A 24,073-nucleotide genomic window follows, 5' to 3' on the forward strand; every position below is an offset into this window, starting at 1 on the left:
CTGACAATAACCCGCCGTGGTGACAGGACACAGTCACCAAAAGAAACAAATGTTCTATTTTTAAATATTATTTAATTATTAATCTTTTCCTTTTCCTCCCGCAAATCCTTCCAATTCGTTCCCGGTTCGTGGTAGCGCCGGTAGTAGTGGGTGAGGGAGGTGTAGGTGAAAAGCTTGTTGATTATAGGGGCACGGGTGAGCCAGTTGAACAATCGGTAGACAAAGAAGAGCGACAGCAGGAAGTAGATGTAATTGATAACGGTTCCCGGCCAGTAGTTGACGATACGGTTCATTCCGGGGATGAGGGCGGTGAGCCATTTTAGCAAATAATAGCTGGCGGGAACGCTGGTAATGTAACCGAGCAAGACAGCCAGGGGTTGGCTGACTTCGATAGCCTGCTGGGGACAGAAGCCCATGCAGCGCATGCAGCTTTCGCAGGAATAACTCCAAAAGGGGAGCTTATTTTCTTTGCCGCGCAGGGTGAGCGAGTGAGTGGGGCAGTAATCCACGCACAGACCGCAACCGTTGCACTTCTGTGAAGTGAAGAATATTTTTGCCAGGTAAAAGCGACCGTAAAGGAGGTAGCCGAAGGAAACGGGAATGAGGGCGAGGCCCAATAGCAGCGGGATGAAGCCGCTCAATTTCCGCCTGCCGGCCAGGATTTCACTGAACCAGACGATTGTCTTGGCCTGGGCACGCCCGATGATAGCCGATACATTGACTGGGTGCAAGCCCCAGTGGAGAGCCATCCAATTCGACGGCATATCTACGGCCTGCACTCCCCGCAGCTGATACCCCTTTAGCCAGAGAATGAGCGCGATCAGATAGCCAGCGGTGCCTTCCATTCCGGGCAGGAAGCCAATGATCTTCGTACCGGCCCGGGTAGGGGTGACAAAGGCATGCGTTCGGTAGCGGCGAGGCAGCCTTAGCGTAAAATAGATCACATGCCATGGTGCGGTAAAACCATGGGTGGGAAAGACCAGCCCCAAGAGGTTTTCCGGTCCCTGCTCTATCTCCTTAGCTGGCCGGGCGCTGCCGATGGAGCCTATGTGAGTCTTTATTCCCTGGGCGGCCGCAGTTTCTCCCATCCAGGAGGCGACTCGATAGGAGTTACCGGTACCGGTAAAGTAGTAAATGGTCGCTTTTTTGTACATAAGCGCTCTTGCTTCTCCACTCTTTTTTCTCCAGCTCTTTTTAGGTGAATTTCTACTGTCATTTCCCAGTATTATGGACCGGCAAACGAGGCAAGATCCTGGTCCTTGTAAATGGTTGCGGCGCCACATTAATCCCCCTTGATTCGATATTGGCTGTATGCCTTTGGCTTAAGTATAAGGGGAGAAGATTCTCAGGGGAGCCACTCACCAAGTCTTCCCGATTTGCCAGCCAAGACGTCCCTGCTATGATCATCAATGGTCGCACTATGGCGCCCTGAAGGCGGTCTTGCTGTTCCCAGACCATTTTATGCTACATTGTAACCGAACCTATCAACTTTTAGGGACAGCAGAGCCGTCCCTCCCTGAATCTAGGCCTTCTTAGCTTCGATCAGAAACGAGGCTACGAACTGCTCTGTGCCGGGAGCCCAACCGCGAATCATCTCATCACTGCCCTCTTTCAGGTTGAGGTGAATGCCAACAAAACCGGCCTTCTCCAGCATAGCCCGCACCTTATCCACCTGCTCCGCCCCGGCGATGCAGCTGGCTATCTTGGTCAGGTCATTTCGTATGTCATCGGGGATTTCCGCTGTAGCCATGATATCAGACACCGATATGCGCCCGCCGGGCTTTAAGACCCGGTGCATATCATGAAAGACCTGCTGTTTATCCAGGGCCAGATTAATGACACAATTGGATATGATCACATCGACGCTGTTATCGGCCACTGGCAGGTGCTCGATCTCCCCCAGGCGGAACTCAACGTTATTGTAGCCGCCTTTTTCGGCGTTCTGCCGGGCTAGTTTGATCATTTCCGGGGTCATATCCACGCCGATAACCCTTCCCGATTCTCCCACTGCTTTGGCCGCCAGGAAGCAGTCAAACCCTCCCCCGCTGCCCAGATCCAACACTGTTTCACCTTCTTTGAGGGCAGCAATAGCTAAAGGGTTGCCGCAACCCAGGCCCAGATTGGATTCAGTGGGCACGCTCTGAAAATCACTCTCCGCGTAACCCAGATTTAAAGAAAGCTCCTTGATGTCTATTGATGTGCTGCTCCCGCAGCATCCCGTGTCCGGAGCTCAGCATCCTGTCGATGAGCCCTGCTGGGCCACCGCGCCATAGTTTTTTCTTATGAATTCCCTGATCTCTTCTTTGTCTGTCAAATGCCTGGCCTCCCTACTATTCCTGAACTGACTTCTTGAGCAGTGTGGCAATCTCCTGGGGTTTTAACACTTTTCCATATGAGACCACCTTTTCGTCTATAACCAAACCAGGGGTGGACATGATGCCATATGCAGCTATATCCTTGAAATCCTGGACTTTGACAACCTCGGCATCGATGCCGGTTTCTTTCAAGGCGGCCTTGGTGTTTTCACTGAGGGCGGTGCAGTTTTTGCATCCGGGGCCTAAAACCTTAATAATCATGTTAAATAATCCTCCCTTATTAAGTAATTCTGCTAGTTCTCCTTAAGGCCAGTAGCCATCCGACGGTCAGTGTATTGATGTCCCATTTTATCCTCTACCACGATGGCAGCTGTTCTCTCGACTGAGTTCGAAAAGTAAGGTTGAGACCTCTTTGACCTCTGAAGGGTGGCGCAATGTCCCCTTAAGAGGTGGGTTACAGTTATAGTCACAGCAGATCTGCCCTTGATTGAGACTCATCTCCCATAAACGAGGTTAAAAGCCCTCTGCTTAGTGTTTTGGCAATCTATGTGGAGCAGATTTTGGCTGCAAAACACTTATGCAGTGGAATCACACCTTCAGCCTTAATAACTACATGAAAAGATAGCCCAAAGCGTTGAAGGCATAACCGATAATAATGATACCTGTTACCACAACGCCCACGAAAATGCCCAGCAACTGTAGTTTCACCACATTCTTAAGCATTATCAACGAGGGCAATGACAGTGTGGTCACAGCCATCATCAAGGCCAAGACGGTTCCCAGCCCTACCCCTTTGATTACCAGGGCTTCGGCGATAGGCAAAGTGCCGAAGATGTCCGCGTATATCGGTACACCTAAAACGGTAGCCACCAAGACCGAGTACCATTTGTCCTGGCCTAAAACTGCGGCAATGAAGGGCTCGGGGATCCAGTTGTGAATAAGCGCTCCCACTCCGACGCCGATCAGAATATACATCCATACCCTTTTAACGATTTCTTTCACCTGGTCTTTAGAAAACTCGATGCGGTCTCGGGTGGTCAGCTCGTCTTGTTCCATCTCTATCATCTTATTGCTGAAAACAAACGGCTCGACATAACGCTCCAGTTTAATCAGACCGATAGCCGTCCCGGCAACAACTGCCAGGATTAACCCCACCACAACATAAGCGATGGCAATCTTCCAGTTGAAAATGCTGGCCAGTAGTATGATCGATGCTAAATCGACCAGGGGCGAAGATATCAAGAATGAAAATGTAACCCCCAGGGGCAGGCCAGCACTGGTAAAGCCGATGAATATGGGAATGGAGGAGCACGAACAAAAAGGGGTTATTGTTCCGAACAATGCCCCCAGCATATTGCCCCAGACACCGCTGAATCGGCCCAGAATCTTCTTGGTTCGCTCCGGGGGAAAGTAGCTCTGAATATAGGAAATGCTAAAAATCAGCACTGATAAAAGGATGAAGATTTTTATAACATCGTAGATGAAAAAGTGTATGCTGCCGCCAAGCTGAGTCTGCAGGCTCAAGCCAAAGCCGTCTTCCACCAGCCGCTTCACCAGGTTATATAGCCATTCCATTCTCAGCAGCTGGTTATTAAGCCATTGAAACATTTTCCATCACCCATTCTTAGGGATTACAGGTTCAACCGATTATTCGATCAGGGATAGGATTTCTTGCAAACTGCCGCTTAATAATTACATTCTTAATGAAACCTCTTGGATCGCCATCCTAGGGGAATATCGTAGGCCTGACCGGTTGGCGGTTCAGCCATTAAGATATCTTTAATCGCCCTTTCTCAGGGATTCCAGTTACAACAATTGATATCGATGACAGTGCTTTCCGGTTCGATGTGATTCAAGAACTCCTGCAGCAAAGCCAGGGTCTCGCCGTTTATGGTGTAGCGCATCCAGATGCCGTCACGCCGACCGTTCACCAGCCCGCAATCGCACAATATTTTCATATGATAGGACAATGTGGACTGACTTATGGCAAAGTCGTCTAAAAGATGGCAGGCGCATCTTTCCCCCACTGACAGCATCTTGAATATTTTTAGTCTGGTTTCATCTCCCAGGGCTTTAAATAAGGCTGCATAAGATTTGTACTCATTGTTTTTCAAGGCATTTCACCTCATTATAGGTCAACTTTGTTCCCTTATTATCAATTGCTATCTGTCGGATGGCATATAATGGCCGCTTAATTTGAGCCACTGACTATGATTCTGCCAATTATGGCCCGCTATCTGTTCACTTAGCAGGGGCTGCTGTAGGGGCTGCTATTTCTAATTCACTAGAAGCAAACATATCTAAATATATCGATATGTTAATTATGGTTTGCATATCGATAACTGTCAATGTGTTTAAGTGTTTTTCGGAATCATGATCATCCGGTGAATATTGTACGGCAGTGTTAATCTTCGGCCCAGAAGGGATTTCACGGTGCAGGGCATACACGGGGGCTGTCTCTCAGTAGACGGGTGATTTGAAAGATACATAACCATTTTTGGCTAAAAAACTAGGTGAAGTAATCGCGGATTGGAATGACATGCCATCTGTGCAGGTATAGAATGGTAAGTAGGTTATAAGCGTATTGAGGTTTACATATGAACAGTCCGTCCCTAACCACTATATCAGCCGCAGTCTTGGACGTGGAGACCACCGGGTTTTCGCCCTACTCTGATGAGATCATCGAACTGGGCCTGGTCTTGTTCACTGTCGAACTGCCCCGGGTTAAGATTACAACCATCGACCAATACAGCGGACTGCGCCAACCGGGGTGTATGATCCACCCCCGGGCCAGCCAGGTGAATGGCATTACCATGGCTATGGTTCGGGGCAAATCTCTTGACTTAAAGCGGGTTGAATCCATCTTGGAACAGGCCCAGTTGATAATTGCCCACAATGCTGCCTTTGATAAAGGCTTCACCGGGCGGCTCATTCCTTCAGTATTGGGCAAACCCTGGTATTGCAGCATGAAGGGCATTGATTGGTACGGCTGTGGATTCAATTCCAAAAGCCTGCCATACTTGTTACGGGAGCATAGCATCACAGTGCATCGGGCCCACCGGGCCCAGGATGATGCCATAGCCTGTTTGGAGTTGATCAGCCAGCGCCCCTCCCCGGATAAACCTTATATTCTCGAGATGCTGAGCAAAAAGCCATTACATTTGCCCCGCAAACACCGCCAAACCGTCATGCAAATTGCTGCAGCAGTAACGCTTGATTAAATAGAAGCACCCATCGCTTGCAGAATAGGATACACAGCGACTGTCCCCTGTGCCCTATCTTTATCTGATTAACCACCATTGCTATGATAGTCTTGTAACATCTGGAATCCAGAAGTTGCTATTATCATCATCAATGAAAATACCGTCTCTGTATGATTCATTTTCGACTTGAAAAATGACACATTGAAAGCGTCCCCCCGTATCATTTTTAAACGAAAAGTATAGTTGCCTCAGCAACATTCTCGCCGGTGATATTTTGCCAGTATTGTTGGTAGGCGTCGACCTGAGGCTGGTAATAGCTCAAGAGTTCCTGGCGGTGGGCTTCGTCGATGATGGTGTCGCTTTTATAGTCTACTATCACCCAGCCGGACTCCTCCCGGAAAATCAAATCAATGACTCCGCTGATATAGGTGTCTCCCTGTCTGATGCCGAAGGGCACCTCGGTAAGGATCGCCTCGGCATGCTGCATACGCTGCCAGATGGGCTGAGCCATAACCTGTTGCAGGGTGGCCCGGAGTTCGGCTAATTCTTCGGCTGGGCGTTCCTCCACTTCCAGTATCGCTAAGAGCCGGTCGTCATCGTTCACTATTGCAGGCTCCAAGGCCAGACGTTCCAGGGCCCGGTGCACTGCGCTGCCCCAGCTGGTCCCTTTTCCGGTCACCTGCCGTCTGGGGCTGTCCTGGCCGGATTTAGCCTGCTCGGTGATGGTCTGGCGCTGGTAGCTGGGTGCTAAAAGGGTTTTAAGGGGAGCCTTCAGCTCGTCTTTCAGCTGTTCAATGGAATCTGGGCAGATGCTCTCTGGCAGTTCAGCAGGTGGTACCGCTCCCGCACCAATCATGCTGGAAAACGGTGCCGACCACTCCGTCTCGGCTGCACTACCCGCACCTACAACGCTAGTAAAAGGTGCCGACAACCCCGCTCCTGTGACGCCCGTCCCCGTTGTACCCAACCCCGTCCCCTCGACACCCATCGTGACAGTAGAAAAACCTGTCGACAACCCCGTCCCCGTGACACTCATGTATTGCTCTAAGGGATGCCAGGGGCTAGTTTCGGGTTTTTTAGGGTTGATCGATAGCAGGAGCCGACATTTGGCACGGGTGGCGGCTACGTACAACAGGCGCATGGCCTCAGCCTTTTGGTATTGGCGCTCCTCCTCACAGTGGTCCTGCCAACCTCGGGGCTGTGCCAGGACCTGAGAGGTGAATTCGCTTCTTTTCCGGCTGATCACGAAATATCCCTGTGGGGTAGAACCGCTGCGGTTGACATGGTAGTCCGGTTTATGCTCTCGTGCTCCCAGGGGATTGGCTAATATGACCACCTGCGATTCCAGGCCTTTGGCCTTGTGCAGGTTCATGATGCGCACCCCGGGCTGGCGTCCGCCCTCTATGTCGACGGCATCCTCGGGGGGCTCGTCACGCAGGATCTCAATAAAATCGACTACCTCGGCGAAACGGGTGATACCCTGGGCTTCCATCTGCCGGACCAGTTCCAGGAGCTGCAAAAGGGCTGCCGCCTCGCTCTGCCCCATTTCCAGGGTCAGGGCCAGTGGGATTAAGCCAAGTTCTTCAATGATATTGTGCAAGGCGGTAGAGGGGTTGAGGCTGCGGCTGAAGCGCCAGCATTTACCGAGCAATTCCCAGGCGGCCAGCCATTTTTCACGGTCTTGCAGACGGGTATGATCAGGTACTGTGCTGAGGAAAGACCAATATCCCCCAGCCTGTTTGAAATCATACAGTTCCTGATCGCTGAAGCCGAAAAAACAACCGCGTAGGACGTTGACCAGGGCCAGCCCATTGCCGGGATCTTTAATGGCCTCTAAGAAGTAGTACAGTTCCTCAACCAGAGCGGATGAGGAGAGGTCGCTGCCCCCGCTTATGGTATAGGGGATGCCCAGGGCTTGTAAGGCCTGCGCGTATAAGAGCATATCTTTCTTGTATTGCATCAGCAGCAGGAAATCCTGGGGTTGTAAGGTTTGCTTTTCGGTAGTGCCGTCTGCCGCAGAGAGGGTAATACCCTTCTCCAATGAGGATTTTATCCACGCCGCCACCCTTCGGGCGTCTTCCCTGGCTGACGGTTTGGCTGCTGAACCTGTTTCAACAACCGGCAAGTTTTCTAAGGCCCCTTCACAGGGGCATAGTTCAAGAGCGGCCTGCATAGCCTGATAATCAGCCTGATAAGGCGGCTGCGACTCTTCAAACAGAGGTTCGAAGGCGCTGTTTATCCATTCCACCAGTTCTGAATGGGAGCGGAAGTTAGTCGTCAGAGTCAGGACTTCCCCTCCCCCGGCCACCATCTGCTCACGCACCTGCTGAAAGGTGTCGATATCGGCGCGGCGGAAGCGGTAGATGGACTGTTTAGGATCTCCCACTACGAACAGCGAACCGGGACGGGGCTTAAGCCGGGTCCAATCCTTTTCTTGGCAATCCTCGCCGCTCAGGTACATCATGATTTGAGCTTGTATGGGGTCGGTATCCTGGAACTCGTCAATCAAGAGGTGGGGATAGCGGCCTTGAAAATAGGCTCTGACCTCGCTATTGTCCCGCAACAGGGCGCTGCAGTGCATCAGCAGGTCCTGGAAGTTGAGCTTGTTCTCTGCCAGGCGAAGCTGCCGATAATATGATTCAGCACTCTCCAAGAAGCGCATTACAAAAGGATAGCGATATTCCCGCCAGTTCTGCAGGAGTGGTCCCCAGCTGTTGTCCCACAGATGCTGATATTCTTGTTTAAGGTCTTTGGCTTGCGGGCCATTGAGCCAGCGTTTCATGGTGACATCGGCTTTGGGAGTCTCCAGCTCGGCCAGGAGACGCAAAAATATCACATCATCATCGAGGTCGAAAATCCGCTTCCAGTTCAACACCTTCCTTACCTTTTTCTGCAGGCTGTCCCACTCTGGTTTAGGTTCCTCATCAGGCATGATCTGCCTGGCCTTTTGAGCAAAGTCCAACAATTCCCTGCGCTTGCCGCCCACCACCGGGCGGGGCGCCGTGACCAGGACTTTTTCCACCTCAGGATAGAGGTTCATGGTGCGGTAGGCGTCAAATAGCTGGCGCGGGTCGATGTCTATCCCGGCTAGTTCGTCCAGCTCGGCACGATGGTAAAGGTATCGATCGAGTATGAAGCCGTCCCAGGCCTTCCTCTCCAGCAGGCGCTCTTCCAGGCCCTCGATGGAGATGAAATTCGGGTCCAGGCCGGCTTCCACGGGGCGCTCCCGCAGCAAAGAGGAGCAGAACGAGTGGATGGTCCCTACATAGCAGCGATCCAGGTGTTCCAACGCATTCTCCAGGCGTTTTCTAACAACTTCGTCAGCAGCCGCTCTTACCGCCTTTTCCAGTTCGATCTGCAAGCGCTCCTTCAATTCACCGGCAGCCTTGCGGGTGAAGGTGATGGCAGCCACCTCGTCCAGGCTGGCGGTGCCGCTTGCGACCAGGGCGATGATGCGCCCCACCAGGCTCTGAGTCTTGCCCGAGCCAGCCCCGGCCTCGATAAAATAGTTCTGTCGCAGGTTTGCTATGATCTTCTGGCGTTGGACGCTGTCGGCCAGTTTCTTACTATTCATATTGCTGCAGCTCCCTCCATACGTCCAGTACATGGTTCCCGGAATCCTTATATACAGCTTTGACCTTTTCACTGGCTGTGCTGCCCCGGCAAATCGGGCGGTAATCACAGAAACCACAGCTGCGGGCTTCATGGGTGGGGTTGAACACCGCCTGCCCCATCAAGTCAAACACCTTCTCCAGGGCTTGCAGTCCCTCGCAGCGCCTGCTCCGGCTGCGCATCCGCACCTGCCCCTCTCCTTTGGGGGTGGGGAAAATATACCCAGCCTGATCCACCTCCACCGCCTGCCCCTTGACCTGGCTAAGCAAAATCTCCGCGGCTACACTGTAGACCACATGCTGGATCTGCTTGCCTTGCATGACGTAGCCCCGTTCCGGGTAGCTGTAGGTGCTGCCGGTCTTATAGTCCCATACCTGATAATGCCCCTGACCATCCGTGTCGATCCGGTCGATTTTACCGCGCAGGAGGAAGGCCTCTCCGGAGGGCAAGGGTATCTTTATGGCCTCAGCCTTGCCCATTCCCGCCTGAGCTGTTTCTTCCGCCCCCAGCCCAAAGGGCACCTCAAAAAAGGCCGGCCGGCTTTTCCCTTGCTGCTCCTGTTCCTCCAGCATGGCATGAAAGATCTCCAGCCCCTGCAAGAGATCCTGTTTCTCTAATTGGTAAATGATGGTGCTAGGGGGTGGGATCGCAGCCGCCACATTTTCAATCTCCTCCAGCGCATATTGAGCCAAGATAGTTTTGTCGGTTCCGTGTGTGCCTGAGCAGACAGCCTGCAGGTAGCGGCAGTAGATGGCGTGCAAAAGCGAACCCCGGTTTTTGGCATCTAACCACAGGTCTTCTTCCAATTCCAGTTCCTCAGGGGGTTTTACCCCAAGTATATATTTGAGGAAGTAGCCGAAGGGACATTTGGCCGCCGACTCCAGCGCGCTGGCCGACATCACCAGTTTAGGGTTTTCGCGGGGGTCTAAAAGCCATCCGTCTATAGTTAGCAGCCCATCATAGGCGGTGATGTCCCCTCTCTGCCGCTCAAGATGCGCGGTGAGCCCGCTGTCTAAGAGGGGATACAGCTTGAGGACTCGCTCCTCATCTACCATCGCATCATTGCGGCAGCGGATTTGATGGAGCCACCATTCGGTTTCGTTTAGAATCTGCGCTTGCTGATCTGGATAATAAGTGGCAGGTGGCGGCAGTGATTTAAAAAAAGTGCTGTAATCGGCCTGAAAGTCTCCGCTTATTAGTCTGTAGACCTGCAGCAGGAGGGCCGAAGGCAAGCAGGCCCGGCTATCCAGGACGTCGAAACAGGGGAAACTTAAAGTTACATGGCCGCGCTGCGCGGCCAGAAAGCGTGCTAGCCGGTAAATGCCCTGGCCCTGCTCATCGCGGCTTAGATCCAGATGTGTGGATATTCGCTGTCGTTCTTCATCTAAAAGCACCGGGTCTTGCAGGGAGGGCTGGTCCAAAGCCCCCGCATCCATCCCCAGAACGAAGACATAAGGCTTCCGTATCCACTCGGCATGGCCGAGTGAGGCTACATGCAGATGCCCCGGCCGGGGGCTTGCCGCTCCCACCCTGAGTCCGGCCATGCATTGCTCCAAACGCTGCCAAGCTTCTTCAGCAGGCACCTCCACCAGATGGTTAACGCCCTCTTGAGCCAGCATCTGCTGTAAAGCGGAAATCGCCTGGGAAGAAATCTCGCTGTCGGTCACTGCCCAACCTTCTATTATCGCAGCCAGTCCCTGGCAAACTATAGGGTAGGAAATCAGATTATTTTCATCTCCGGCAGGTATGGCATACATCACCGCCTGCAAGAATTGCTGTATCTCGCCTATACTCTGACTCTCCCGAACCAGTCTTGCCAATCGGGATTGGTGACCTTCGGCCTCGGCCCGAGCCTGGGAATTGAGGTTTTCCTCGAGCAGTCTATTTATAGCTGGCAAACAGCGCTCCCGTCCCCAGCCAATACCGGCCTGCCGCAGCAATCGGCCTGCCTCCGTGGGGTGGGACATTTTCAAGCCCCCACTGATAAAGAGGCGATACAGGCTGGTCTCTCTCCAGCCGCTCTCGATCCACTGCAGCATTCCCTGGAACAGACGCCCCGGGGCGGTATATTGCACTGGAATGCCGCTGCCTAAGGTTACTGGAAACCCTGCCTGGTGTGCCTGAGCATAAATCAGCGAAAGATAGTTGCTGCTGTGAACAGCGGTTATGAGGACCTGGTCCAAAGGCAGGCGAAGCGATTTGATAAGCCGCAGAACTTGGGCTGCTTCGTTGCTCCGTCCATAAGCCTGAAATATCGCCACCTGAGCTTTGTTGACATGAGGGGCCAATTGGGGTTGGAATATGTAGGATAGTTCAGATTGAGGTGCTATTTGCGGTCCGGGAAGCATGAACTGGTTGGGGGATATGCACAAAACCGGCTCTGCAGGCAGCACTTCCCCGCCGTTCTTTAAGACCTCCTCAACAAAGCGTCTGGCCAGGGCGGGCAGTACCAGATGTTGAGGAATGAAGACCGGCTGGCTATTCAAGCCGGTACTGCACCGGGCCAATCGGTCAGCGGCCAGTCGGTATACTTGGGCAGCATCGACCAAGTTGCGGTTTTTCAGAGCCTGTATGTAACCGATGAGGATTTTTCGGACCTCATCACCTTTCACTCCATCCACAAACTGGGTGGGGTCGATCTGTCCCGGCTCGACTCCTGCCAGGCGCAGCTCCATGATACTGTTAAACACCACCCGGGCCAGTATGCCCTTTTCCTGCAGCGGTCCGAAGTACCGCAGCAGCCCTTGCCCCTGCAGATCGTTCAGAACATTTTCCAAAACACTCAAGAGCTGTTGATCTGAAGTCAGGGTGCAACCCTGCCGCAGCAATTCCTCTTGTGCATATTCCGCGGCCAGCCCCAGTGGAGTAGTCGGCCTCAGGTTGACCCAGGGCGTACCCGCCTGGGCCAGAGCCTCCAACAACTGATGTCCGTCCCGCAAATGCGGCACCAAGAGCAATTTGTTCTGCCAGGGATACCTCTTGACAGCCTCAGCCAGCCCTTGCAGCAAAACGTTCATACCCTCTCCCCCTCCCAGGTGTGAACGGCTTATTTTTGGAACATAGCCTTGATTTTGTCGATTACCTTGCTGCCGATCATCTCATCAGCGGAGTCTACAATTTGCTGAACCAGCCTAAGCACATCCTGGTCTCCGGCCCAATGTTTTTTGACCAGTTCCGGGTCGGTCTCATTGAGCATGTTATTGAGGATATAGGCTGCTACTACCAGGTCATCGGCAAATCCCAGGGGGCCTAACAGGGCTTCGGGGATGAGGTCGATGGGGCTGATGAAGTAAGCCAGACCCAAACCCAGCTTTGCTTTGTAACTGTCTGGAACGTCCGGATCCAGGGTTAGCTTGACCAAGAGATGGAACACATCCGGCACCGCCAGGATATAATCGGCCCAGCGGTTGTCCTTGCCCTCCTCAGTCTGCATCCAGGAGTGGATCTTGTTGCGTATGGATTGATAGAAATCGTAATTCTGGTCTTCTACCATAATAGCCTCCTTAAAAATCGAATTTACTTATCGCAAGCGGCTTGGGAATCTACTGCCGCCAACTTTTCTTTCTACAGCTCAGGCTTGCGATTGCTCTGCCGCCTGCTTTTTTCTCCACAACTCGGCTTAATTGTCTCTATCAGGTGAGCGCTTTGGTTTGATAATGAAGCATAACCCGCTATGGGGACACTAAGCTGTCACTAAATAGTCAACTCGCGCCGTGTTTAAAAGACATATCATTAGTATTATCACACTGGAAGCGGATACTGATTCCTAAAAACAGGCAATTCCCGGCAACGCTTCCGTTCCGAAATGCTTAAATTGTATTCGATTTTAACCAGGCGGCGCCCAGGCCGCTCAGGCAGCAACACCTGAACCACCATTGGCAACCCGGCCTGTCGTCCATATCACGATAGCACCAACCAACTCACCGGCTGACCCAAGCCGAGATCTCAGCATACGCTTCTAATAATACTAAAGTCTTCTACCGTAAAGCTCTGCAACTCTAAGCGCCTGTGCCAGGATCTTTTTCCTTAGGCCAGGGGGCTCCAAAACCTCGACCTGATTCCCCCATTGCATGATCCAGCTCTGCATCTCAATGAGGCCGCAAACCTCAAATTGCACTATCACCGAACCGTCTGGCAAATCCTCTATGATCTCCTGACTGGGGTGGTAGCACAGTTTTTTCACCCTGGAAGCTACCTGTGCAGAGAAGCGCAATCGCACCATTTGCACCGGGTCATCACAGAAAACTCCCCAGCTGGCACCGATGTGTTGGCTTAATGAGAAATCCTGGGGATAGTCGAATTTATCAGCCTCGCGGCTCACCAGATGCTGAATCTGATCCACCCGGAAGGTCCTGATCTCTGCATTCTTGCCCTGCCGGGCGATTACGTACCACACATTGCGCTTGCACACCAGGCCCAGTGGTTGCAGAAGGCGCGAGGAGGTCTTGCCGGAGTTGTTCACATAATCTACCTTGACATGATAAGATTCGCTTACCGCCCGAACTAACTGGCCCAGGATGTGTCCGAATTGCTCAGGCTGGCTAAGGGTATCACCCAATATATAGATACGCTCTTTGAGCAATTGGGCGCGCTCTGGCATGCCTTTGAAGAAGCCCTTCTCCATGTTGACCCGAACCGAGCTGACCGCATCATCCAACAGGGTGTTGCGGTGCATCAGGGTGGAGACGTAGAGCACTGCGGCGCTCTCCAGGCTCAGCTTGGGGAGGTATTCTTGTTTGAGACGATAGGTCTTGTTATTGCTGCCGGATGAGGGGCGGTCAATGGCGATGCCGAACGATTCCAGGCGGGCCAGGTCCCTTTGCAGGGAACGCTTTATTGAGGCCTCTTTAGGAAGCTCCGAAGTGTATTGCTCCAACAACTCGCGATAGTGTTTAAACAGAGATTCAAAGCGTATGCCCCCATCGCGGCTGGCCTGCTCCAGGTCATGGTATAGGTAGATGAGCCGCTCCGCCAAAGGCGGCCGTCCCTCAGCTCCATCATCGCCATCCAGATACTCCTCGATCTCGCAGATGGTGAGATAATGCCCGTCTTTTACAACCGTGAAAGTGCCATCCTGACAGAGGTCCTTGTCTCCGGCCAGACCGAGCAGCAAACGGTACAGGCTGGCTTGGGAACGGATTTTGACCGCCGCCATCACCGCTTCTGGCGTAGACCCGGGGTGATTGCTGATGAAATCGCGTGCCTCGGTGGCCTTCTGGGCCAGGGCGGTGGTACGGGTTGAAACCGCCATATTTTCACACCCTTCCTGACAGATTCAGCTCCCATTGCAGGGGGTATTGCCCCGCCTTAATGCCATATTATGTATATTATATACAGATTTCGGATTGTGGCGATAGCAGGGCGTCAGGTGTAGATAACGAGCGGCAGGGTGGAACCGGGCTGCACAATTGGAGTGGGCGTCGTATCAGTTGCTATTAAGTTGCTGCCAGGAGGGTCGGTGCGGGATTGTTGAGAGCAGATAGGCAGGTGTTTTGCGGCGTGGTCTATCTTGCCGTTTGTTGATCCACACCCGACTTTTGAAGGCTCATGTGCCCAAAAGCGGGAAAAAAACCGCCCATACCTGGAATGTCTGCGCTCCTGCGGGCCTGCTTGCGTACCTTTTATACTGGTAAAAATCTTATCGAGCGTATGTTACAAAAAAATGTCCGGTATAACACAAGCCCTTGCTAGGCGGTATCAATTTCAAACCAGAACGCTACTCCTCCGGGGCGGTTCTCCATTCCGTAGAGGTTTTGGTCGAGTTCCATAATGGCCCGGACCACCGCCAGGCCCAGGCCGGTTCCGCCGTAGGCGCGGGTACGGGCCTTATCCACTTTATAGAAGCTGGTAAAAAGTCTGGGCAAAGCCTCTGCAGGAATTTGCGAACCGGAGTTGAAGACGGTGACGCGCAGTTTGCTTCCCCGGGGCTCTACCTCGATAGAGAGCTGTTTGGCTTCATCGATATGGTTCAGGGCATTGTTAATATAGTTCATCAGGACCTGCTCAGTGCGGGTTATGTCTGCATTGACCGGCAGCGAGGGGCTCCACTGCAGAACCGGGTCGATGCCCTTTTCAGACAGAAGAGGCTCGAATTTGTTTATCACCAACTGCAGCAGCCCGGCCAGGTCGAATTCCTCCTTATCCAAGGTAAACCCTCCCGACTCCAGTTGCGACAGTTCCAGCAGTTCCCGCACCAGTTTATCCATTTTGCTGGATTCGTCCATTATTACATCGCAGTAGAAATTCTTACTGTTCTCATCTTCGGCCACGTTTAGCTTTAAGCCTTCGGCATAGCCCTGTATCAAGGACAAGGGGGTCTTGAGTTCATGCGACACATTGGAGATGAATTCACGGCGCATCTCATCGATCTGCCGTTCTCTCTCCACTTCCTCCTGAAGGCGGGCATTGGCGGCCTGCAATTCCGAGATGGAACGGTGTAATTGCTCGGACAGGGAGTTTAGGCTATTGCTCAGCTGCCCCAGTTCATCCTGGCTGTTGACCTCCACCTTTTGACTGAAGTCCAGCCGAGTCATATTCTGGGCGATGCGGTTCATCTCCAGTATGGGCTGGGTGAAGCGTGCTGCAAACAGGAAGGCGACCATACCCCCTAATAGCAAAGTGATCACTCCGGTGAACAGGAAGAAGCGGTTAGCCACCGCAGCATTGGCCTGTATGGCCGCCAAAGGAGTGCTCAGGACCAGTATATCGTGGTTGTTCAACAGATAGACCAGATTCATAAATTCGGCGTTGAGTCGCAGGTCGTGGGTGATGAGGTTAAAGCTGCCGTACCTTTGCAGTTCAACATAACGCTCGGCGATCATGGCCTGACTGAGGTCACTGCGCTGGGAGAGGTTGCGCCTGGGGAGGGAGAGGTATTTAGCCTGCAGGTGGCTGTCCAGGATGATGACGTTTAAGCTGGCGGTGCTCTCGGCGCCTTCCAGGGCCAGGAGGATGTCCTCGGGAGCGCCGCGGTATTGCTTGTCGATTATCTCGGCGGTGGAATCCAAGAGGTCCATCTTTTGATTCAAATAGTAGCTTTCCAGATAGTTGTTGTTTAAGAATATGGAGAAGGCCACGAAGAAAAGAATCACCACTGCCAGGCCGATGAATAATTTGGAACGGATGGACTTGATCATGCCAAAACCTCGAAGCGGTAGCCGAGGCCGCGCACGGTTTGAATATAATCGCCTTTGTCAGCCAGTTTGAGGCGCAGTTTCTTGATGTGAGTATCCACGGTGCGCACATCACCGAAGAAATTGTAATCCCACACCGCGTTCAGAATTTGGTCTCGGCTTAAGGCTAGGCCCTGATTATTGGCCAGATACAGCAGCAGTTCATATTCTTTAGGGCTCAAATGGACGCGTTCCCCGTCTACCCTGACCAATCTGGCACTCTCATCGATTTCCAGGCCGTTTAGGGAATGTACGCTGCGGGACAACTGCCCGCTGCGCCGCAGCAGGGCTTGCACCCGGGCCATCAACACCTGGGGGCTGAATGGCTTGGTTATGTACTCATCTGCGCCCAGCTCGAAGCCGAACAGCTCATCCGACTCCTGGCCGCGGGCGGTGAGCATTATCACCGGCAGAGAAGAATTGCGGCGGATCTCCCGGCACACCGTCCAGCCATCGCATTCCGGCATCATCACGTCCAGGATGGCCAGGGCCAGATCATGGTGTTCATTGAAAACCTCCAGGGCCTCTCTGCCGTCGGCTGCTTCAATGGGTGCGAAACCCTCGCGGCGCAAAAAATCGCCCACCAGGCGGCGGATGCGGGATTCGTCATCTGCGATGAGGATTTTTTTCATGTAATATTCCCTTCTGCTGTAGACAATTCTATTAAATCTTGAATACTTCTTAAAACCACTAACAATACTGAGGCCAACGGCCTGTTTGTCAGTTCTTTTTATAATTAATGATAATCATTCAATGCCAATCCAAGCCCAATTCCATTGCAAAAATTTTCCTTATGAAAATCTGCCCCCCTTAGGATGAAGATTTCCATGATTCCTGGTGTATTTCTAAAAATATCAGGAATAATCCAATGATCATCTAGGGCCCTATGAGTTTTTGCAGTGGTATCAAACCTTAATTTATATCCAATATTCTAGTCCGGTCTTGTGAACATTCCGTGAACACATATCTCTTTCCTTTTTATAGCCTATCTCCGCCCAAATATCAAAATTCCTCATGTAGTTAACGAAACTCATACCTGCCAAATAATTTCACTCGGTGTTCACCTTATGTTCACTTTGCTTGGCTATACTACAAGTGATCAAATCACAATTTGATTAATTTATTGAGAAAGGAAGGATGGAATGGCAGAAAGCAAACGGTGGAACCGCTATCTGGCAGTTGCTCTGGTCTGCGCTTTCCTGTTGGCCTGTGCTGGATTCGCCATGGCGGCTAGCAGCGACTCGGCTGCCGCCAATCCCGCTTCTGCGCCGCTAAAGGCTTTTTGCGGTAAGATGATGGGCAAGGCTGATCCGGCTGAGCGCAACGCAGAGCTGCAAACCGTGGTTGACAAACTGGTGGCCGACAACGTCCTCACTCAGGAGCAGGCCGACAGATTGGTCTCCTATCTTAAAACCCAGGCTGAACAGCGTATCGCCCAAAGGGAGGAGATGAGAAAGCTCACCCCGGAACAGCGCCAAGCCCAGCGTGAAAAGCAACTGAGCAAGCAGGGTTTCCTGAACCAGGCGGTAGCCGACCAGGTAATTACCGAGGATCAGGCTCAGGCCATCCAGGATGCTCTGAGGTCACAGCATCAAGCCAGCCGGGACACCGCGCTGCAGAATCGGCTCTCAGAACTGGTCAGCAAAGGAACCATAAATCAATCCCAGGCTGATGCGGTTAAGAGTGCTTTGGATGCTCAATGGCAACAGCGCCAGGCGGAGATGGATAAGTTCCGCAACCTGACACCTGCAGAGCGCCAAACTTATATGCAGCAGAACCGCTCCCAGAGGCAGGCACCCTTAGAGGCACTGGTGAAGAACGGAACCCTGACCCAGGAACAGGCCGACCAGATCTGCCCAAGGCCAACGCAAGGCCAGGGGCAGGGCAAGAACCTTAAAGCCAAAGGAATGGGGCGGGGATGCCAAGGCTGCCCAATGAATGGGCAATCCACTGCAGCCGACGCTTAATCAACTCAGACAACGTCACAAAACCTATTCTAAATGTTCTCCTCAAAGGACTGCGCCAGCCTCGGCTGGCGCAGTCCTTTAACATTTCATTCAACCCTGAATCAAGAAACGACACACGGGGACGTTTTCATTGTGTCATTCAGTTTTGTATCAAGCCTTAACCGGACCGGTATCCGCCCTTAAACCCGTGCAGATAGCCATTTAGCCACTTACCCGGCAGCCATATTCAGTAATTCGTTCATGAATCAAAAAATGACACAACTTAAATGTCCCCGCGTGTCCCCGTATCATTTGCTGGGTTGGTAAAAGCAACGCTGGGGAGATTCGATTTTGCCGGTGTCTTTCAGTTTTTTGATGAGTTTGTCGACTTCCTTTTTTTCCAGCCCGGTGGCCTCCTGAACCGCTTTGGAATTCAGTGGTTTGTCGGCCTTCTCAAAGGCCTGCATGATTTTTTCCAGGTTGTCCATATCAATAACTCTCCTTTCAATTGTGTGCTGCATCATGAACTGTAAACCGATCCTACAGCTAAACATGTTATGGAGTAATGTGGTCTTTATTGCTACCAACTCGTACAAGGTTTCCTAAGGTTTATGATGCATATAAGCGGCTGTTATTATCCAGTTTGGAGTGGGTGGTAGAGTCCACTCAGCTCCCCTAGCCTGCCGCAGTTTTAATGTTATCCATACCAAAGGGGACGGCATCAAGGCTGCAGCGCGCCAAGACCGTCCCCGGATCAGCCATTATTTAATTACTATACTAGGGCATCATCCAACTATACTTATAATTAATAGGTTTACTATGTTTCCATTCGCCTTCGTAGATTAAAAAGCCGTCATCCGTATAAGCCTTGCCCATGCCATGTCGCACTCCATTTTTCCATTCCCCGTCATAGCGGAGGTTTCCATCGGGATAATACTCCTTGCCGTACCCGCTGCGCAGGCCGTCTTGCCATTCGCCTTCATACCTGCCACCGTTGCGATAATAGGCTATCCCCTGCCCGTGTGGCTTACCGTCCTTGAGTTCTCCTTCATAGTTCGCACCCATCTCCGGTTTCAGAACGATACGTGCATTTCCCATAGACTATCCCTCCTCTCTGCTTAATTCTATTATATTCCATAAACGTCTGTTATCACCACGAATATTTCGGATTTCAGTAAACTTGCACTTCTTCTTGTACCAGACGGAATTCTCCGTTGGGCATCAGGGTCAGGTATTGAATGTGCTGCGGGGACAAGAATTGAATACCCCGGGTCTGCGTGGTATAGAGAAGGTTGTAATCCTGGCCTTCATCGCCATCGAAAACCACGAACTGCCGCTCCCCGGTCTGGGCGGTGTAAACCAGATGCTGCGAATCTGGGCTGAAGGCCAAACTATCACCCACCACTGCATCATAGGAAACACCCTCTACCCCGTCTCGGACCACAAAGGCCTGCCCTTCATGATGCACTGCATATGCCCAGTGAAGTCCGTCAGGGCTGAATACCAGACCTCCTTCTAGAAATGTATTAAAGGGCGGGCCGACGGCGCCATCTATGACTGCCCGCCAGTGCTTATTTTCTCTAACTATATATGCCAGTCGATTGCCTTGCGGGCTGAACAAGAGGGTGCCCCGACCGATTCCGTCAAACAGCGGCCCCTCATCACCGTTGCACACCACCATCACTTGATTGTTCTTCATGGCGGCGTAGGCCAAAAGGCTGCTATCAGGACTGTAGACCAGGCTGTCACCACCCACTGCGTCATAGTGCCTGCCCTCGATGCCATCGGCTACGACCAGCTGTTTGCTGTTCCTGGAGGTGGCAAATTTACCGTCTATGGTCACCGGTTGGCTGCCAATCAAGGCGGCGTAGGCCAGATGACGGCTGTCAGGGCTGAAAACGAGCGATTCCGCCCCTATTGCACTGTAAGGTTCACCTTCGTCCTGACCGCAAACCACCAGCCAGCGATAGTCCTTTCTGGCGGCATAGGCCAGACGCTGGCTGTCCGGGCTGTATTTCAGGGATCCCACCGCTATACCCTGGTAAGGGGAATGCTCCTGGCCATCTTCCACTACCAACCAGGAGCCGTCTTTGCAGGCAGCATAAGCATGGTGCTGGCCATCCGGTGAAAATTGCAGGCTATCGCTCAGTATGCCTTTGTATTTCCTCCTGCTGCGGCCATCGATCACGGCCAACTGCTGACCTTCGCTCTGCACCGCATAGGCCAGCCGCTTGCTGTCGGCAGTAAAAACCAGACTATCGGTAAGGATGCCCGCATAGCCTTTCTTGGCTTTCCCGTCCAGAACTACCATCTGCTGCCCGTTCCTGCTGCCCACGTAAGCCAGACGCTGGCTGTCCGGGCTGAAGACCAGACTGCCTTTAATGATCTCATCATACTCGGGTTGGGGGCGGCCATCCCAGACCACCATCTGGGAGCGCTCCAGTTGGGCTATATAAGCTATATGAAGCAGATCCGGACTAATCACCAAAAAATCCTGTATCTTTTCAGCGCCCACCGCTGACAGGGGATGATCTAGGCTGCATATTCGGGTTTCCTGAATACTTCTCACCGCGCAGGTTCTTTTAGCCAGAGCAATCATTCCTTTCCTGACCTGGGCAACCAGGCTGACCTGGGTAGCCGGTTGCTTTATTTTTCGCCGCCATACTGCGGAAATCCTACCCTATTCGATATTATGGCAGAATTAGATTAAAGCGCGGCGATAAATCTGTTATTCTATTTATAGTCTGGACACTGCAAAATAATGAAAGGGAGGGCTTGTTTATGGAGTTGAAAGGGTCTAAAACCGAGCAAAACCTGTGGCAGGCATTTGCCGGCGAATCACAGGCACGCAACAAGTATGACTATTATGCCAGCCAGGCCAAAAAAGACGGTTATGAACAGATAGCAGAATATTTTACGGAATCGGCACTCAACGAGAAAGAGCATGCCAAACGATTCTTCAAGATACTGATGGGTGGTTCTATTCCCAAGACCGTGGAGAATTTGGTGGATGCGGCTGAAGGCGAGCATTACGAACACACCCAGATGTATCCTGAATTCGAGCGTATTGCGCGTGAAGAAGGGTTTGAGGACATCGCCGAGATCTTCAAGAGTATTGCCGAGGTGGAAAAGCACCACGAAGCACGTTATCTTAAGCTGTACCAAAACATCAAGCAGGAGAGGGTATTCTCCCGCCCAACGGCCATCAAATGGAAATGCCGCAACTGCGGATACATATTTGAAGGTCCGGCAGCCCCGCAGGTCTGCCCGGCCTGTGACCATCCCCAGGCTTATTACGAAGAATGGTGTGAGAATTACTAGGAATAAAACCACCGGCCGCCCCCTAGTGGGGCGGTTTTTTTATGTTACAACCACCATGGTGATCATGGCTAGGTCCTTTTGGCTGCCAGGAGGCGTTTTGTAGCCGAGATTGGCACCTTCGCTATGATGGGCGGTTGATAGCTGAAGCAATTCCTATAGGCGGCCTTTTCCCTTGGGCACATTTCACCAAATTGCAGCCATGGGACCGGAAGGCTTCACAGGCATCTAAACAGCCATTGAACATACATTTGTGGTAGAATATAACTCAAGTTTTTATTGGTGGTGTATATATTGTGCTGCACCAGCTGAGCAAAGACATCTGGATAGTCGCGCCTCCGGTCAAATCCCGCTATCCCTACTGCAACTGTTTGTATATAGATGGTGATGCCCCTATATTGATAGATACTGGGGCCGGCAGCGATGCTCTGGCAGAGATAAAGCCTGATAGTATCGGCCTGGTACTAATCACCCACAGCCACATTGATCACACCCACAGCACGGTTTTGTTCAGCCAGGCTGATATCATGACTAGTGCTCTGGAAGAGTTTTATTATTACGACGAGCAACTCTTCCTGGTGCACAACGGCTTCAGAGCCTGGGAAAACATTCGCGATCTGGCAAATATAGTAGGTTTTAAGAGCAGCCATCAGCCGCCTTTTCAGGATGTCCCCATCATGGACCGCTTCCGGCATCAACCCTTAAAGGGAACTTTCAAAGATTTGCAGCAGTTTCAATGCGGCCCCCACATATTGACAGCCTTGCACCTTCCCGGTCATACTGCCGGTCATTTCGGCTTCTATATCGAGAAACTGGGCCTGCTGATGAGTGGAGACATCGACCTGATGGCAAACGGACCCTGGATGGGCAGCGACAACGCCGATATAGACGAATTGATCTGCTCTGTGGAACGCATCAAAGAAGTCGACCCCGGGGTGATCGTACCCTCACACCGACGTGTGCAGCGAGACGACCTCAGGAAGCAGCTGGATGCTTTCTTAGGTGCGGTCCTGGAGCGCCAGGACCGCCTATTGCAGGTGCTGCAAGTACCGCACTCCCTGGATCAACTACTGCCGCTGTTTCCGCTCTTTCCCGAGATCCGTCCCGAGTACGTAAACGATTGGATACTAACTACGCTGCGCCATCATATTGAATTCGGGTTGCGCCACAGACAGCTGGCCGAGGTGAGTCCAGGGATTTATGAAAGGGTATGATCTTCTAACCCCGTCTGTTTCACTAATATAGATTAAGGTGAGCTAAGATAATGTTACAGAAATTAACTTCAAACTTATTCGTGGTGCGCCCTCCTGCCCAACCGCGCTTTCCTTATGGAAACTGCCTTTATATAGACGGCGAAGAACCCCTGATCGTTGATGCCGGGGCCGGCAAACGGGCCTTTTCTGAAATAAGAATGGAAGGGGTCAGCCGGTTATTATTGTCCCATTGTCATTTTGACCATATTCATAGTGCTGGCTTATTCCCTCACGCCTCTATATTGAGTAGCAAGCAGGAAGAAAACTGCTACCCCCAGGACAACTGGCTTAAAAGCAATGGCTACTGCAACTGGGATGAGATGCTAACGGTTTTCCATTCTTCCTTTAGTCAAAATGAGACACTATTCCCGGGGGATGTTTTCCTTAGGCATTTCCCGGTCTTCAATTTGGCTGGCACCTTCGTTGATGGACAGGTTTTTGACAGCGGGGCCATTAAACTGATGACTTTACATCTGCCCGGCCACACCGCAGGTCATTATGGGTTTTTTATTGAAGCTGAAGGAGTCCTGTTCAGCGGTGATATCGACCTAGTCAAAACCGGTCCCTGGATGGGTGCTCCCACCTCGGATATTGACCAGCTGGAATATTCGGTGCAGCGCATCAAGGAGATAAACCCTCGTATGATCGTGCCTTCACACCGTAGTAGGGTGCAGACCGACGACCTCCACCGGCAGTTGGATGCCTTTCTGGAGGTGGTCATACAGCGCCAGGAGCGAATTCTGGATGTGCTCAAAATCCCCCACACCATAGAGCAGTTGGCCGAATACCGTATGTTTTACTCCAATCCCCAAACCTACAAACAGAGGTACTGGGAGCGTATGATCATGCAAACCCACATCACCTATTCTCTTCGCCATCACCTAATCAAAGAGGTCTCCCCCGGAATATACCAGCGCATCTGACGCTGGCCAGATAGGCTAACAGCACCACTCAGGGTACCTATTGGGTATGGTAAACAACGAAAACTGAAAAAAAAGACAGAGAATAATTTCCCTGCCGAAATATGGAGTTAACTTGTAAGTAGCAACTTTAGATGATTATACCTATGTAGGGTGCCTTGGTGAAGAGGCTTGACACGAACGACCGCTTTTGGGGCATGAAAAACCGCTGGAAAGGCATGAATGGCGATAGGATCAAACGGACGGGTTGGTAGAACGTTTACTTATAAACCAGAATACAGAACGATATGTGCATCTGACTTAAGCCTTTAGGCTGCGGCCGAGGACCAGAGGT

At 51.9% G+C, this 24,073-nt stretch carries 18 protein-coding genes and 1 pseudogene; 5 read left to right on the top strand and 14 right to left on the bottom strand.

Annotated features, from left to right (window positions below; all coding sequences use genetic code 11):
- Window positions 1–71 precede the first annotated feature (71 nt).
- The 5 genes and pseudogenes from AC15IQ_RS06335 to AC15IQ_RS06355 all read right to left on the bottom strand — a co-directional run bounded on the left by AC15IQ_RS06335 (window position 72) and on the right by AC15IQ_RS06355 (window position 4,429).
- Window positions 72–1,154 (bottom strand): EFR1 family ferrodoxin, encoded by a 1,083-nt coding sequence (locus AC15IQ_RS06335; protein ID WP_483177940.1) that lies wholly within the window; start codon window positions 1,152–1,154, stop codon window positions 72–74.
- Window positions 1,155–1,522: 368 nt separating this feature from the next.
- Window positions 1,523–2,209: pseudogene (gene arsM, locus AC15IQ_RS06340) on the bottom strand (arsenite methyltransferase); the annotation flags it as partial.
- A 121-nt stretch (window positions 2,210–2,330) separates the two neighbouring features.
- On the bottom strand, window positions 2,331–2,576 hold the full coding sequence (locus AC15IQ_RS06345; protein WP_483177942.1) for a thioredoxin family protein: 246 nt from the start codon (window positions 2,574–2,576) through the stop codon (window positions 2,331–2,333).
- A 348-nt stretch (window positions 2,577–2,924) separates the two neighbouring features.
- Window positions 2,925–3,923, bottom strand: a complete 999-nt coding sequence (locus AC15IQ_RS06350) for a permease (protein ID WP_483177944.1) — start codon at window positions 3,921–3,923, stop codon at window positions 2,925–2,927.
- A 185-nt stretch (window positions 3,924–4,108) separates the two neighbouring features.
- Window positions 4,109–4,429 carry an ArsR/SmtB family transcription factor gene (locus AC15IQ_RS06355; RefSeq protein WP_483177946.1) on the bottom strand — a complete coding sequence of 107 codons (321 nt, stop codon included), beginning with the start codon at window positions 4,427–4,429 and terminating at the stop codon, window positions 4,109–4,111.
- A gap of 483 nt (window positions 4,430–4,912) precedes the next feature.
- Here AC15IQ_RS06355 and AC15IQ_RS06360 point away from each other — a divergent pair, with 483 nt between their 5' ends.
- Window positions 4,913–5,536, top strand: a complete 624-nt coding sequence (locus AC15IQ_RS06360; RefSeq protein ID WP_483177947.1) for an exonuclease domain-containing protein — start codon at window positions 4,913–4,915, stop codon at window positions 5,534–5,536.
- A gap of 208 nt (window positions 5,537–5,744) precedes the next feature.
- On the opposite strand, the gene AC15IQ_RS06365 is transcribed toward AC15IQ_RS06360, so the two are convergent.
- The 6 genes from AC15IQ_RS06365 to AC15IQ_RS06390 form a co-directional block, all read right to left on the bottom strand.
- Window positions 5,745–9,092 carry a UvrD-helicase domain-containing protein gene (locus AC15IQ_RS06365; protein ID WP_483177949.1) on the bottom strand — a complete coding sequence of 1,116 codons (3,348 nt, stop codon included), beginning with the start codon at window positions 9,090–9,092 and terminating at the stop codon, window positions 5,745–5,747.
- Window positions 9,085–12,147 (bottom strand): PD-(D/E)XK nuclease family protein, encoded by a 3,063-nt coding sequence (locus tag AC15IQ_RS06370; protein WP_483177951.1) that lies wholly within the window; start codon window positions 12,145–12,147, stop codon window positions 9,085–9,087. Before AC15IQ_RS06370 ends, AC15IQ_RS06365 begins: the two co-directional genes overlap by 8 nt.
- A gap of 29 nt (window positions 12,148–12,176) precedes the next feature.
- Window positions 12,177–12,623, bottom strand: a complete 447-nt coding sequence (locus AC15IQ_RS06375) for a YkvA family protein (RefSeq protein WP_483177953.1) — start codon at window positions 12,621–12,623, stop codon at window positions 12,177–12,179.
- A 474-nt stretch (window positions 12,624–13,097) separates the two neighbouring features.
- The gene (locus tag AC15IQ_RS06380) at window positions 13,098–14,381 is read right to left on the bottom strand and encodes a helix-turn-helix transcriptional regulator (RefSeq protein WP_483177955.1); all 1,284 of its coding nucleotides are present in this window, start codon (window positions 14,379–14,381) and stop codon (window positions 13,098–13,100) included.
- A 436-nt stretch (window positions 14,382–14,817) separates the two neighbouring features.
- Entirely contained in the window at window positions 14,818–16,266 is a 1,449-nt protein-coding gene (locus AC15IQ_RS06385) for a sensor histidine kinase (RefSeq protein ID WP_483177957.1), read from the bottom strand.
- Window positions 16,263–16,934, bottom strand: coding sequence for a response regulator transcription factor (locus AC15IQ_RS06390; RefSeq protein ID WP_483177959.1), 672 nt, complete (start codon window positions 16,932–16,934; stop codon window positions 16,263–16,265). Before AC15IQ_RS06390 ends, AC15IQ_RS06385 begins: the two co-directional genes overlap by 4 nt.
- 510 nt (window positions 16,935–17,444) lie before the next feature.
- Here AC15IQ_RS06390 and AC15IQ_RS06395 point away from each other — a divergent pair.
- Window positions 17,445–18,269, top strand: coding sequence for a hypothetical protein (locus tag AC15IQ_RS06395; protein ID WP_483177961.1), 825 nt, complete (start codon window positions 17,445–17,447; stop codon window positions 18,267–18,269).
- 287 nt (window positions 18,270–18,556) lie between these two features.
- On the opposite strand, the gene AC15IQ_RS06400 is transcribed toward AC15IQ_RS06395, so the two are convergent.
- The 3 genes from AC15IQ_RS06400 to AC15IQ_RS06410 form a co-directional block, all read right to left on the bottom strand.
- Window positions 18,557–18,736: a MarR family transcriptional regulator gene (locus tag AC15IQ_RS06400; RefSeq protein WP_483177963.1), complete on the bottom strand. Its 180-nt coding sequence runs from the start codon at window positions 18,734–18,736 to the stop codon at window positions 18,557–18,559.
- A gap of 289 nt (window positions 18,737–19,025) precedes the next feature.
- Window positions 19,026–19,346 (bottom strand): hypothetical protein, encoded by a 321-nt coding sequence (locus AC15IQ_RS06405; RefSeq protein ID WP_483177964.1) that lies wholly within the window; start codon window positions 19,344–19,346, stop codon window positions 19,026–19,028.
- A 73-nt stretch (window positions 19,347–19,419) separates the two neighbouring features.
- Window positions 19,420–20,847, bottom strand: coding sequence for a hypothetical protein (locus tag AC15IQ_RS06410; protein ID WP_483177966.1), 1,428 nt, complete (start codon window positions 20,845–20,847; stop codon window positions 19,420–19,422).
- 182 nt (window positions 20,848–21,029) lie between these two features.
- On the opposite strand from AC15IQ_RS06410, the gene rbr reads away from it, so the two are divergent.
- The 3 genes from rbr (at window position 21,030) to AC15IQ_RS06425 (ending at window position 23,742) form a co-directional block, all read left to right on the top strand.
- Window positions 21,030–21,569, top strand: coding sequence for a rubrerythrin (gene rbr / locus AC15IQ_RS06415; RefSeq protein WP_483177968.1), 540 nt, complete (start codon window positions 21,030–21,032; stop codon window positions 21,567–21,569).
- A gap of 293 nt (window positions 21,570–21,862) precedes the next feature.
- Window positions 21,863–22,780, top strand: coding sequence for an MBL fold metallo-hydrolase (locus AC15IQ_RS06420; protein ID WP_483177970.1), 918 nt, complete (start codon window positions 21,863–21,865; stop codon window positions 22,778–22,780).
- A gap of 50 nt (window positions 22,781–22,830) precedes the next feature.
- Window positions 22,831–23,742, top strand: a complete 912-nt coding sequence (locus AC15IQ_RS06425; protein ID WP_483177972.1) for an MBL fold metallo-hydrolase — start codon at window positions 22,831–22,833, stop codon at window positions 23,740–23,742.
- Window positions 23,743–24,073: the final 331 nt, after the last annotated feature.

Origin of the sequence: Syntrophomonas sp. DTU019 (assembly GCA_913757435.1) — a bacterium.
In the GTDB taxonomy this organism is placed as follows: Bacteria; Bacillota; Syntrophomonadia; order Syntrophomonadales; family Syntrophomonadaceae; genus DTU019.